Genomic DNA, 12,040 nt, shown 5'->3' with positions numbered 1-12,040 from the left:
TTCTTGCTAATCCTGATTAAGGTCTCTAAAATACGGCAATTTTCTGTACTAAAAACAGCGATTAAAAACTCAAGGTTGATAATTTATGCAAAGATTTTCTCTACCAATACGAGTTTATTATGAAGATACCGATGCAGGAGGTGTGGTTTATCACGCCCGTTATCTGCATTTCTTTGAGCGAGCAAGAACCGATTACCTGCGTGAATTAGGCTTTTCTCAACAGGCATTGCTTGATGAACATAATCTCGCATTTGTTGTCAAAACAATGCAGATTGATTATCGTCTTGCCGCCAAGCTAGATGATTTATTAACGGTGGAAACAGAAGTAAGCGGCATTAAAGGCGCAACAATTTTGTTTTCGCAGCAAATAAAACGTAATGATGTGCTGATTTGTACGGCTGAAGTAAAAGTGGCCTGTGTGGATCTCACAAAAATGAAACCTGTTGCTATTCCACAAGAAATTAAAGCAGCATTTAACGGGTAAATAAGCACTTACCTATTTTACTATCCTATTTTTTGGAGCTATGTAATGACCAGTGAATTGAACTTTTTGGAACTGTTTTTAAAAGCCAGTGTAGTGGTTCAAATTGTAATTGTAATCCTGATCGCGTTTTCCATTATGTCTTGGGCGATCATTATCCAACGCAGCCGCGTATTAACCAAAGCCTTAAAAGATTCCTCAGCGTTTGAAGATCGCTTTTGGTCTGGCGAAGAACTAAATAAATTATACGAAGGCCTATCTAACCGCCGTGATGGTTTAACAGGTAGCGAACAAATTTTCTATGTCGGCTTTAAAGAGTTCTCACGCTTGAAAAAAGCCAACCCAGATGCACCAGAAGCCATTATTCAAGGCAGCACGCGCGCAATGAATTTGGCAATGAACCGTGAAATTGAAGATGTGGAAACACGCGTACCATTCCTAGCAACAGTTGCATCAATCAGCCCATATATCGGCTTATTCGGTACGGTTTGGGGAATTATGCACGCCTTTATGGCGCTAAGCGGGGCAAAGCAAGCCACTTTGCAAATGGTTGCACCGGGGATCGCAGAAGCCTTGATCGCAACAGCAATCGGTTTATTTGCCGCAATTCCTGCGGTAATGGCGTATAACCGTTTAAGTTTACGCGTCAATAAACTTGAGCAAAATTATGGTAACTTTATTGATGAATTTACCACCATCTTGCATCGTCAAGTTTTCGGTCGTCATCAATAGTATGTCGCACAAAGTGCGGTGATTTTTAGCAAAGTTTTTAGAGGCAATAATGTCTTATCGTCGTAAACGTCGTGATATAAAATCTGAAATCAATATAGTGCCATTTTTAGATGTGTTATTAGTGCTATTGCTTATTTTTATGGCAACCGCACCGATCATTTCACAAAGTGTGCAAGTGGAATTGCCTGATGCGGTGGAAAGCCAATCCGTATCCAATGAAGACAAAGTGCCCGTTATTTTAGAAGTTTCAGGCATTGGTCAATATAGCCTTTCCATTGGCGGTGAACGCAGTGAAAATCTCACAGAAGAAATGGTTACGCAAATGGCTAAACAAGAATATGACAAAGACAACAACACAATGTTCTTGGTTGGCGGAGCGAAAGATGTGCCTTATGAAGAAGTGATTAAAGCACTCAATTTACTGCATCTAGCAGGAATAAAATCTGTTGGATTAATGACAAACCCAATTTAAGGTAAGTAGGTCTATTGTGCGTAATAATCAACGAAATAACGGAATTGGCGCCTTTGCCATTTCAATTATTCTGCACATTATTCTATTTGGCTTGTTAATTCTTGGCTCGCTTTATTACAAAGTAGAAATAATGGGCGGCGGTGAAGGTGATGGCGATGTAATCAGTGCCGTAATGGTCGATACAGGATCTGCCGCACAGGAATGGGGACGTTTGCAACAACAGAAAAAAGGGCAGGTGGATAAACCTACTCAACCGCAGCAGAAAGAACCGGATCCACAAGAACAAAAACAAGCACAATTAGAAGAGCAAAAACGTCAGCAAGAATTGGAACGCCAGAAGCAGTTTGAAAAACAGCTGGAGCAAGAGCGTCAAAAACAGCTTGAACTGAAAAAACAGCAAGAACAGTTGGCAGAGCAACAAAGGCAGCGTGAAGAACAAGCTCGCATTGCCTTAGAAAAACAGAAGTTGCAAGAAGCAAAGGCGAAACAACAAGTGGAAGCGGCAAAGCTGAAAGCTGAAGCTGAAGCAAAACGTTTAGCTGCACAGGCCAAAAAAGCCGAAGAAGAAGCCAAGGCAAAAGCCGCTGAGCAAGCGAAAAAAGCCAAAGAACAAGCTGAAAAAGAAGCCAAGCTAAAAGCCGAAAAAGCAGCGGCGGAAGCAAAGGCTAAAGCGGACGCAGAGAAAAAAGCAAAGGCAGAAAAAGCAAAAGCGGAAGCTGCTGCAAAAGCCAAAGCAGAGGCAGAAGCCAAAGCGAAAGCTGAAGCCAAGGCAAAAGCAGACAAAGCTAAAGCTGAAGCGAAAGCCAAGGCGGAAGCAGATAAACGCCGCGCACAGCAATCGGCGCTAGATGATTTCATCAATGGTGGTGATATTGGTGGCGGCAGTGCTAAAGTTGGCGGTAATGCGAATAAAGCAGGTGGCCAAGGCAGTGGCGCAGGTTTAGGCGCAGGCGATGGCAAAAAAGAAGGTGATCGTTATGCTGGCGTCATTAAGAAAGAAATTCAACGCCGTTTCTTAAAAGATCCGAGCTTTGCAGGGAAAGTCTGTCGCATTCGTATTCAATTGCAACGTGATGGCACGATCTCAAGTTATCAAAGAATTTCTGGCCCTGATGATATTTGTTCTGCGGCAATGAGTGCAGTAGCAAGAACGAAGAAAGTTCCCGCTGCGCCATCAGATGCTATTTATAGTAAATATAAATCACCAGTTATTGATTTTGATTTGAAGTAATTGGTTTAACAATCTAAGGTGAATTTTATGAAAGTAATGATTCGTATCACACAGTTTTTAACGATGCTATGGGTGCTATTGGCAAATGTCGCCTTGGCAGATGACGAAGTTCGTATTGTTATTGACGAAGGGGTTGATAGCGCACGCCCTATCGCTGTTGTGCCATTTAAATGGAATGGCGCAGGTGCAATGCCAACTGATGTGGCAGAGATTATTTCTGCAGATTTACGCAATAGCGGTAAATTCAATCCCATTTCGCCAGCAAAAATGCCACAACAACCTACTTCAGCTTCAGAAGTGAATGCTGATGCGTGGTCATCTTTAGGCATTGATGCTATCGTGGTTGGGCAAGTTACACCAAATGGCAATGGATACAGCATTGCTTATCAACTTGTGGATACTATTGGTGCATCAGGCACAGCAGGCGCAGTATTAGCGCAAAATCAATATGCCGTTCCAGCCAGCGCAATTCGCTTAGGCGCGCATACGGTAAGTGATGAAGTGTTTGAAAAACTCACAGGCATTCGTGGGGCATTTAGAACAAAAATCGCCTATGTGGTGCAAAAAAATGGCGGTTCAAAACCTTACCAAGTGCGTGTTGCCGATTATGATGGGCATAACCAATTTATTGTTACCCAAAGTTCACAACCGTTAATGTCGCCAGCTTGGTCGCCAGATGGTAATAAACTTGCTTATGTTTCGTTTGAAAATCGTAAATCTCAGCTCGTAGTGCAAGATTTACGTTCAGGCGCGCGCCGCGTGGTTGCTTCTTTCAAAGGACATAATGGTGCGCCAGCGTTTTCGCCTGATGGTTCAAGATTAGCCTTTGCTTCATCAAAAGATGGAGTGCTAAATATTTATGTAATGAATTTAGGCAGTGGCAGCGTTTCACAATTAACGAGCGGTTCAGGTAACAATACTGAGCCTGCGTGGTCGCCAGATGGTCGCTCAATCGTCTTTACTTCTGATAGAAGTGGTTCACCACAAGTATATCAAATGAGTGCAAGTGGTGGCGGTGCAACTTTACTAAGTTCTGGTGGTCGCACTTATAGCGGACAAATTTCTGCTGATGGCAGCACCTTAATAATGATTTCTGCGGATCATATTATGAAAAAAGATCTCGCAACAGGCGCAACAGAGATGTTGAGCTCAACTTTCTTAGATGAAAGTCCAAGCATCTCACCAAATGGAATTATGATTATTTATAGTTCTACACAAGGTTTAGGAAAGGTGCTACAATTGGTTTCTGCTGATGGGCGTTTCAAAGCACGTCTGCCGGGAAGTGATGGGCAAGTGAAATTTCCAGCTTGGTCCCCATATTTAACTAAAAACTAGGAGAAGTTAATGAAAAACTTTGCAAAATTATTAGTAGTAGCAGGCTCTGTAGCAGTATTAGCAGCTTGTAGTTCTTCAAAAGATGAAACTGCTGGTACAACATCTGTAGCAACTGCCCAAAGCTTTGGCGGTTATTCAGTTGAAGATTTACAGCAACGTTACAACACAGTTTACTTTGGATTCGATAAATACAACATCGAAGGTGAATACCAACAAATCTTAGATGCGCACGCTGCATATTTAACAGCAACTCCAGCATCTAAAGTGGTTGTTGAAGGTAACACTGACGAACGTGGTACACCAGAGTACAACATCGCATTAGGTCAACGTCGTGCTGACGCAGTAGCACACTACTTATCTGCTAAAGGTGTTCAAGCAGGTCAGCTTTCAACCGTTTCTTACGGTGAAGAAAAGCCAGCTGAGTTAGGTCACACTGAAGCTGCATATTCTAAAAACCGTCGTGCGGTGTTAGCATACTAATCTGCTTTATTGACGAAACAAAAAACCGAGCCTTTAATGCTCGGTTTTTATTTATTTGCGTGGTAAACGCTAATTTAGTTGTTGTTTATTCAGCCAAATGAACAAAAAAGCGAAAATTTTTATTGATTATTAAAATAAAAACAGTATCATAAGCCTCCGTTACGCAATGATACCTGTTTGGGTCGTTAGCTCAGTCGGTAGAGCAGCGGACTTTTAATCCGTTGGTCGAAGGTTCGAATCCTTCACGACCCACCANTNCAAAGCCNNTAAATATANTTAGGGTCGTTAGCTCAGTCGGTAGAGCAGCGGACTTTTAATCCGTTGGTCGAAGGTTCGAATCCTTCACGACCCACCATCATCAATTTATCCCTTAAATTCTCATAACAATCTATCTTCCACCTCATTATTTTTAATCTATCACATTCTACGTTTTATTCTTATTTTCTGATTATTTTTGCGATCTCGATTCCAAAACGTTCTTCATTTCCTACTAAAAAAGCACCGCCCTTGTTAGGCTTGCGTATAGAAAATTACCGATAAACAAAGGCAAAAGTGCGGTTGAAAAATCCGCGTTTTTATTATGGCTAAAATGAAAGGCTTCACCCTATTAGAATCTCTTATCGTACTATTGATTTCCAGTATGCTATTGGTTACGACCTTGCCTGTATGGCAACAGAATCAGGAACAATGGTTGTTAAGCAAAGAGCAACAGCGCTTATATTTATTTTTCCGCACAATTCAACGGCGCGTGGAAAATTCGAATCAAGTATGGTTTTTAGTGGCGAATCGCGATCTAGCAAGTCAAAAATGGTGCATTGCGGCGCAAGTCAAAAGCGAAAAAATATGCAACTGTTTACAACCGCACTTATGTGTAGACGAGCTAATGGCGAATATTTATCAACCCTTGTTTCCAACGCAAACAATGATTAGCAGTAAACATTATTTTCCGCAAGAAATGGCTAGATTCAGCGGTATCCGCAACACCATTCAAGCGGACTGTTTCTTATTGCAAGCAGGGCAAGCGAAAACCTTATTTTCTTTTTTTAATGTGGGTAGCCTAAAGCTAAAACAGGCGAATTCGCTCAGTGCGTGCGGAGAGCCTTAGATGAACCGCTATTTAAAAGGGCAAAGTTTGCTAGGTTTGATGATCGCCTTGTCAGTATCTAGCTTGTTATTAATCGCCATCGTGAAATTTTATCAACATAGCCAATGGCAAATTCAGCAAATGAATGCACGGCTTTTTTTACAAGCCGAAATAGAAAGAACCCTACAATTAATCGGCAAAGATTTACGCCGCACGGGGGTTCGTGCAGCCGTTGGAAAGCGTAAAGTGGATAATTTTGCTTTGTTTGAGCAAGATGAACAAGGCACAAGCCTTGTTGTTAGCCAAGCCTCGGGAGAAAAACCGAATAGCTGTGTGTTATTTTTCTATGATTTGGATAATTCAGGTTGTATTGGCTCTACTTACACCAAAGGATTATGCGTCGAAAATGGTAAAAATCGAGCAAAAGAAATCGAACGTGAATTGTTCGGTTATCGCCTAAAGCAAAAAATGTTAGAAACGCGTTTAACTTACAAAAACACCGTTAAGCAAAAATGCACAAAAGAAGAATGCCAAACTTACACTCAGCAACCCGCTTGTGAGAAAGGTGGTTGGGTGGATCTGTTCGATGATCGTGAAATTGCGATCACCCATTTTTCTTTGCAGTGGCTAAAAGAACCTTTGTTGCTTGTAGCACAGTTAAAAGGGCAACTCGTCAAACAACCGCATATTGAATATGAAAGCGAAATGGTCATTCCTTTGCTCAATCAAGGCGGTGCAGAATGAAAGCACAAAAAGGCATTGTTACCCTAACTCTATTGTTGTTGCTTAGTTCATTATTGATGATCGCAATGTTGTTTAATCAAGAAGAGCTGCATTTTTATCGAGCAATGAATGCGCAGCAAAAATATTATGCGGAAAATAATGTAGTGCTCTTGCCAATAAGCAGCGAAAATCTGCAACAGGAATGCGAAAAATTACCCTTAGATTATGCGGATTCTGTCTATCGTCTTGAGTTTAAAAATCCAACAAAAAAACACCGCACTTTTGATGACCCCGCGCATTTTGCTTGGTGCGAGCGAATAAGTTTATTTCAGAAAACGCCAAGTCGTGGCATAAGTGCGGGGGAATTTTCGCAATATTTTGATCCTGAGATCACACCTTTGTTTGCCAAACTTTTACAGCAAGAAAATATCAGCAAATATCCCCTTTATTGGTTTTCTGAACACGAGAAGCATTGGGAAATCAACGGCAATATTTATGCGGTGATTGTGGCAGAAGGAGATTTAACTTTATCTGGCAAAGGGGAAATTCGTGGCGCAGTGATTACGAAAGGGCAATTACATCAAGGGGAAAATGTGAAATTGGTTTACAATAAGAAAACGCTACAAGAAGTGGTTCAGGCTTATCGTTTTTGGCGGCTAGCAAAAAGGAGCTGGTATGATTTCGAGCCTTTATAGACCGCTAAAATACAAAGGAATGAATTTATTTTCTTTGCTAATGACTTTAACCCTATTTAGTGGTATTTTTCTGTCCATTAATCAATGGCTCACGCACCAGCGGCAAAGTGCGGTGAAAATTTATCAAGATTTACAAGCCATTTCTATTGCGCATAATCAGCATCAGCGTCTGTTTATGGGGCTGAGTTGTCAAACTCAAATTGAACAAAATCAGCTTATTTTTCATCTTCATTGTCATAAAAATAAAGTTACTGTGCGTTATCCCACAGGGGAAACCAGCTTATAAAAGGAAATTCTGTGCTAACCGTTTATTATTCCAATTTGCTTGAAACACAAAAAGAGATCCTACTGCATTTAATGAAAACAATGCCGTTGGACGATCCGTTGCAGTCGGAAATTATTTTGGTACAAAGTCCCGGAATGGCGCAGTGGCTGCAATGGCAAATTGCGGAAAAGCAAGGGATTTCAGCGAATTTACAATTTCCTATGCCAGCGACCTTTATTTGGCAGCTGTATCGCGATAATTTGTTTAATGTAACGCAGCAAAATCAATTTGCCAAAGAGCAGATAGTATGGCGCTTAATGCGATTGATTCCGCAATATTTAGCACAACCCGCCTTTGCACCATTGCGTGATTATCTCAATTCTGCACCGCAATCGGCACAACAAAAGTTGTATCAGCTGGCAGAAAAAGTGGCAGATTTATTTGACCAATATCTAGTGTATCGCCCAGATTGGATCAGTGCGTGGGAAAAAAATGCAGACAGCAGCATCGCGCAACAAATTGCGACACAGAAAAGTGAAGATAAACAACAGTTAGCCGATCAAATTACACGCCATATTGAATGGCAAGGCATTTTGTGGCGTGCATTAGTGGCTGAAATTCAACAGCAAAATGGCAGTGAAGAAGTTTGGCACAGGGCGCATTTACACCAACAATTTCTTCAGTTACTGGGTGAAAAAGTACCGCTAAAACTGCCAAAACGCATTTTTGTGTTTGGTATTTCAGCTCTGCCAAAAGTATATTTGGAAATTCTCAACGGCATCAGTGAGTTTTGTGATGTGCATTTATTTTTCACTAATCCTTGCCGTGAGTATTGGGGCGATATTGTCGATAAGCAATATTGGCAAAAATTACAACAGCGTTCCCGCACCGATCAACAAAGCCAACAATCTAACCCATTATTTTCTCATCAGCAAATTGCGCGACTAGAGCAAGAGCAGTATGAGCGCACTGCCGAGCAAGAAATGTTGCAAGTGGGTAACCCGTTACTTTCTTCTTGGGGCAAACAAGGGCGCGATTTCCTTTATCTGCTTACTGATCTGCAAAGTAATGAAATTAATGCCTATGTAGAATTGGCAGAAGACAGCTTATTACACCAAATTCAGCAACGCATTTTAACGCTTACGCCAACGGGTAGTGAGCCGCTGCATTTTGCAGCGCAAGATCCGTCTTTTTCCATTCACGCCTGTTATAGCGCAATGCGAGAAGTGGAAGCCTTGCAGGATTATTTACTGCATTTATTTAATCAAGATCCGAGCCTAACACCAAAAGATGTGGTGGTAATGGTGGCCAATATTGATAAATATACCCCTTATATTCGCGCAGTTTTTGAACAAGGTAAGCCTTACATTCCATTTTCTATTTCGGATAATAAATTGTCGGAAAATGATGTGATTGTGTCGGCTTTCATCAAATTGTTAAACCTGAAAGAAAGTCTGTTTAGCGCGCAAGATGTGCTGGATTTTCTCGATATTCCAAGTATTCGCGCCCGTTTTTATATTGAGCTTGAAGATCTACCTTATATTCATCATTGGGTGGAACATTCAGGTATTCGCTTTGGCTTGGAAAAATATCAGGGCGTAGCGCAAGAAAATTATAATGCGTGGAAAGCAGGGCTGGAGAGAATGTTGCTCGGCTATGCAATGCGTGAAGAAAATGGCATTTGGCAAGACAGCCTAGGTTTTGATAATAGTTACGGCTTAAAAGGGCAATTAGCAGGCTATTTAGCGGAATTTATTGAACAACTTTATCAATGGTATCAAACACTTTGCGGCGAACATTCTGTTGAGCAATGGCAGCAAGCTTTATTCCAACTGGTGGAAACCTTTTTCCAATTTGATGAAACGAGCCAAGAAACCCAATGGTATCTTAATGATTGCATTGAAACCTTTGCTGAACCTTTGGTCAATGTGCAATTTGAACAAACACTTGGCGCAGAAGTGGTGACGGAAGTGATGAGTGGCTATTTGCAAGAAAACCCGCATAACTTACGTTTTTTGGCGGGGAAAGTGAATTTTTGCACCTTATTGCCAATGCGTTCAATCCCATTCCGCGTGGTGTGCTTGCTTGGAATGAATGAAGGGGAGTACCCACGGCAAAGCACACCAAATAGCTTTGATCTTATGCAGTATCATCGACAGAAAGGCGATCGCTTTAAGCGCGATGATGATCGCTATCTGTTTCTTGAAGCGCTCGTTTCTGCACAAGATTATTTCTATCTCAGTTATGTTGGGCATTCAATCATTGATGATGAACCGAAAGAACCCTCTGTACTGGTAAATCAATTATTGGATTATGTGGCAGAAAACTTGCCATTGCCTGAGAATGATGAGGTCGAAAATCCGAATGAATATTGGCGTAAAAAATTGGTGATACATCACCCAATGACCGCTTTTAGCGAGAAAAATTTCAGTAAAAACCACCGCACTTTTGCGCGCAAATGGTTGCCATTAGTGAATAAAACTGCGCAGCAAGAACAGGGCTTTATTCAGCCGTTGAATAATGATCATCGGGTGCAAACAGTAGCGTTAAGCCAGCTTATCGCCTTTGTACAGCACCCGATCCGATTTTTCCTAGAGCAGATTTTAGGCATTCACCTGCAAAATGAAGAAAGCGCCTTAAGGGACACAGAAAATTTCGATTTCGATAACTTGGAACGCTATGCCATTAACCAGCAACTGCTTTATCTCAATGATGATGAATTTAGCCAATTTTTCCGCCAGTTACAAATTAAAGGCATAATGCCAAGGGGCGCTTTTGCTGAAGTGCAAGGGCAAAAACTGAGCCAAGATATTCGCGATCTGAAAAAAGAGGTGGCAGACTATTTAACGCAAGAAAGCCAAAGCGTGGCAGTGGAGCTGGATTTCACCCTGCCAACCCAAACTTTGCGTTTAACAGGCGTAATCAATCAGCTTTATCCTTTGGTTGATGGCACATCAAAGGGGAAAGTGGAGAGAGTAACTTGGCGTGTGGGGGGAAAAATCCGCGATAAAGATCTGATTGAAAACTGGATCTATTATTTAGTGCAATGTGCAACACAAGAAAATGTCGCTCCTGCTCATAGTTACGCTAAAGGTGAACAAGTGCGGTTTAAAACTCTGCAAAAAAGCACCGCACTTACCCAATTACAATGTTATCTAGAAGCCTATGTTCAAGCCCAACAATCCCCTTGCTTAGTGCTAACAACGAATCTGAGCCGTTATTTCAAAGCACTCAAAAATGAAAAAGGCACAGATGATGAAGAAGCCATTCAACAAAAATGCTTTGCCATCTTGTACGAAAGCATTTACGGTAGCGATTATGGCTTTAAGCAAGAAGATAAATACTGGCAACGCGTGCTAAGCGAACAAGAATTAGCACAACTGGACTTAAACGCAATGACCAGCATAATGCAGGATTGGTTTGGGTTGATGTTAGAAAGCTGTAAATAAAAGAAAACCGCTGATCATTCTCAGCGGTTTTGTTTTAGCGTTTGAAATATTCGGCTAATACTTGAGCAATGCCAGCTTTATCATTGCTTGTGGTGGTGAGCTTGGCTTGATGTTTTACTTCATCTTCTGCATTGCCCATCGCCACGCCTAATCCCGCGGCGGTGAGCATACTGATGTCATTGTGGTTATCGCCAAACGCAATCACCTGTTGCGGTGCGATTTGCCATTGATTTAATACCTCTAACAATCTTGCCCCTTTGGTATTGCCTGCGTTGGCAATATCCACACGATCCACCCAAGACCATTCACAGCTAAATTGCTCAATCGGCAATTCTGCCACTACTTGGTTCATAATGTCTTTGCTTTGCGCACTAATCACGCACTTCCAGATTGGTTTGTCGTGATCGATCACATCTTGAATACTTTCTACTTTTCGCACTAAAGGACGGACATTTTCAGGACAACTGGCCACCCATTTCAGAAATTTTTCCATATGAGGATTTAGCTCCGCATAATTCATCGCATTGCGAGAATACATTAATAAATGGCAATGGTGCTTGGTTGCCGTATCATAAATTTGCTGCGCTTGTTGTTGCGAAAGTGGATTAGCAGCCAGCACCTTGTCATTTTGTACATCATAAACATAGGTGCCGTTGCAACAAATAATCGGCGTGGTTAAACCCAGTTCCACATAATAAGGAATCACCGCCGTATGATGTCGCCCTGTTACCAACAACACTTTAACACCTTGCTGTTGTAACGTGGCTATTGCCTGTTTATTTTCCGCAAGAATCTGCCCTTGCGAATTGAGCAATGTGCCATCTAAATCAAAAGCGACTGCTTGGTAGTTCATATTGTATTCCTTGTACTAGATTGATTATTGCCCATAATACGCATTCTTACCGTGTTTACGGAGATAATGTTTATCCAATAATTCTTGCTGCATTGGCGTTAAATTCGGGTTGAGTTGGCGGCTGAATAAATTCATATAACCAATTTCTTCTAACACCACCGCATTATGTACGGCATTATCTGAGTCAGTTCCCCAAGCAAAAGGGCCGTGGGAATGGACTAATACAGCAGGGACATCTTT

13 protein-coding genes and 2 tRNA genes are annotated in these 12,040 nt (G+C 41.6%); 13 read left to right on the top strand and 2 right to left on the bottom strand.

Going from position 1 to position 12,040, the window contains the following annotated elements; genetic code table 11:
* The first annotated feature begins 85 nt into the window (after positions 1 to 85).
* The 13 genes from ybgC to recC all read left to right on the top strand — a co-directional run bounded on the left by ybgC (position 86) and on the right by recC (position 10,947).
* Positions 86 to 484, top strand: coding sequence for a tol-pal system-associated acyl-CoA thioesterase (gene ybgC, locus ACNAV8_RS06005; protein ID WP_103854160.1), 399 nt, complete (start codon positions 86 to 88; stop codon positions 482 to 484).
* Between the two features lie 45 nt (positions 485 to 529).
* Positions 530 to 1,213, top strand: coding sequence for a protein TolQ (gene tolQ, locus ACNAV8_RS06000; protein ID WP_103854159.1), 684 nt, complete (start codon positions 530 to 532; stop codon positions 1,211 to 1,213).
* A 49-nt stretch (positions 1,214 to 1,262) separates the two neighbouring features.
* On the top strand, positions 1,263 to 1,685 hold the full coding sequence (tolR, locus tag ACNAV8_RS05995) for a colicin uptake protein TolR (RefSeq protein ID WP_103854158.1): 423 nt from the start codon (positions 1,263 to 1,265) through the stop codon (positions 1,683 to 1,685).
* A gap of 16 nt (positions 1,686 to 1,701) precedes the next feature.
* Positions 1,702 to 2,916, top strand: a complete 1,215-nt coding sequence (gene tolA, locus ACNAV8_RS05990; RefSeq protein ID WP_415777385.1) for a cell envelope integrity protein TolA — start codon at positions 1,702 to 1,704, stop codon at positions 2,914 to 2,916.
* Between the two features lie 36 nt (positions 2,917 to 2,952).
* Positions 2,953 to 4,251: a Tol-Pal system beta propeller repeat protein TolB gene (gene tolB, locus ACNAV8_RS05985; RefSeq protein WP_415777411.1), complete on the top strand. Its 1,299-nt coding sequence runs from the start codon at positions 2,953 to 2,955 to the stop codon at positions 4,249 to 4,251.
* A 9-nt stretch (positions 4,252 to 4,260) separates the two neighbouring features.
* Positions 4,261 to 4,731 carry a peptidoglycan-associated lipoprotein Pal gene (gene pal, locus ACNAV8_RS05980; RefSeq protein WP_103855200.1) on the top strand — a complete coding sequence of 157 codons (471 nt, stop codon included), beginning with the start codon at positions 4,261 to 4,263 and terminating at the stop codon, positions 4,729 to 4,731.
* Between the two features lie 179 nt (positions 4,732 to 4,910).
* Positions 4,911 to 4,986 (top strand) — tRNA-Lys (locus ACNAV8_RS05975).
* A 24-nt stretch (positions 4,987 to 5,010) separates the two neighbouring features.
* Positions 5,011 to 5,086 (top strand) — tRNA-Lys (locus ACNAV8_RS05970).
* Positions 5,087 to 5,311: 225 nt separating this feature from the next.
* Positions 5,312 to 5,836, top strand: a complete 525-nt coding sequence (locus ACNAV8_RS05965; RefSeq protein WP_103855008.1) for a type II secretion system protein — start codon at positions 5,312 to 5,314, stop codon at positions 5,834 to 5,836.
* Positions 5,837 to 6,559 carry a hypothetical protein gene (locus tag ACNAV8_RS05960; RefSeq protein WP_415777384.1) on the top strand — a complete coding sequence of 241 codons (723 nt, stop codon included), beginning with the start codon at positions 5,837 to 5,839 and terminating at the stop codon, positions 6,557 to 6,559.
* Positions 6,556 to 7,233 (top strand): DUF2572 family protein, encoded by a 678-nt coding sequence (locus ACNAV8_RS05955; RefSeq protein ID WP_415777383.1) that lies wholly within the window; start codon positions 6,556 to 6,558, stop codon positions 7,231 to 7,233. Before ACNAV8_RS05960 ends, ACNAV8_RS05955 begins: the two co-directional genes overlap by 4 nt.
* On the top strand, positions 7,214 to 7,519 hold the full coding sequence (locus ACNAV8_RS05950) for a DUF5374 domain-containing protein (RefSeq protein WP_415777382.1): 306 nt from the start codon (positions 7,214 to 7,216) through the stop codon (positions 7,517 to 7,519). Before ACNAV8_RS05955 ends, ACNAV8_RS05950 begins: the two co-directional genes overlap by 20 nt.
* 11 nt (positions 7,520 to 7,530) lie before the next feature.
* Positions 7,531 to 10,947 carry an exodeoxyribonuclease V subunit gamma gene (gene recC / locus ACNAV8_RS05945; protein ID WP_103855012.1) on the top strand — a complete coding sequence of 1,139 codons (3,417 nt, stop codon included), beginning with the start codon at positions 7,531 to 7,533 and terminating at the stop codon, positions 10,945 to 10,947.
* A 34-nt stretch (positions 10,948 to 10,981) separates the two neighbouring features.
* Here the strand turns inward: recC and ACNAV8_RS05940 are convergent, their stop codons facing one another.
* Positions 10,982 to 11,800 (bottom strand): pyridoxal phosphatase, encoded by an 819-nt coding sequence (locus ACNAV8_RS05940; protein ID WP_103855013.1) that lies wholly within the window; start codon positions 11,798 to 11,800, stop codon positions 10,982 to 10,984.
* A 24-nt stretch (positions 11,801 to 11,824) separates the two neighbouring features.
* A partial coding sequence (locus tag ACNAV8_RS05935) for a class II aldolase/adducin family protein (protein ID WP_415777381.1) occupies positions 11,825 to 12,040 on the bottom strand: 216 nt, incomplete at its 5' end.

It is taken from the genome of Avibacterium endocarditidis (assembly GCF_965138825.1).
GTDB lineage: Bacteria > Pseudomonadota > Gammaproteobacteria > Enterobacterales > Pasteurellaceae > Avibacterium > Avibacterium endocarditidis.
The sequence above is the reverse complement of the archived record's forward strand: the minus strand, read 5'-3'. Positions and strand labels throughout refer to the sequence as shown.

Excerpts from the sequence above, each read along its gene's own strand:
- ybgC (WP_103854160.1), top strand. The coding sequence starts at position 86 with ATGCAAAGATTTTCTCTACCAATACGAGTTTATTATGAAGATACCGAT.
- ACNAV8_RS05965 (WP_103855008.1), top strand. The coding sequence starts at position 5,312 with ATGGCTAAAATGAAAGGCTTCACCCTATTAGAATCTCTTATCGTACTA.
- tolQ (WP_103854159.1), top strand. The coding sequence starts at position 530 with ATGACCAGTGAATTGAACTTTTTGGAACTGTTTTTAAAAGCCAGTGTA.
- ACNAV8_RS05940 (WP_103855013.1), bottom strand. The coding sequence starts at position 11,800 with ATGAACTACCAAGCAGTCGCTTTTGATTTAGATGGCACATTGCTCAAT.
- pal (WP_103855200.1), top strand. The coding sequence starts at position 4,261 with ATGAAAAACTTTGCAAAATTATTAGTAGTAGCAGGCTCTGTAGCAGTA.
- tolB (WP_415777411.1), top strand. The coding sequence starts at position 2,953 with ATGATTCGTATCACACAGTTTTTAACGATGCTATGGGTGCTATTGGCA.
- ACNAV8_RS05950 (WP_415777382.1), top strand. The coding sequence starts at position 7,214 with ATGATTTCGAGCCTTTATAGACCGCTAAAATACAAAGGAATGAATTTA.
- tolR (WP_103854158.1), top strand. The coding sequence starts at position 1,263 with ATGTCTTATCGTCGTAAACGTCGTGATATAAAATCTGAAATCAATATA.
- ACNAV8_RS05955 (WP_415777383.1), top strand. The coding sequence starts at position 6,556 with ATGAAAGCACAAAAAGGCATTGTTACCCTAACTCTATTGTTGTTGCTT.
- ACNAV8_RS05960 (WP_415777384.1), top strand. The coding sequence starts at position 5,837 with ATGAACCGCTATTTAAAAGGGCAAAGTTTGCTAGGTTTGATGATCGCC.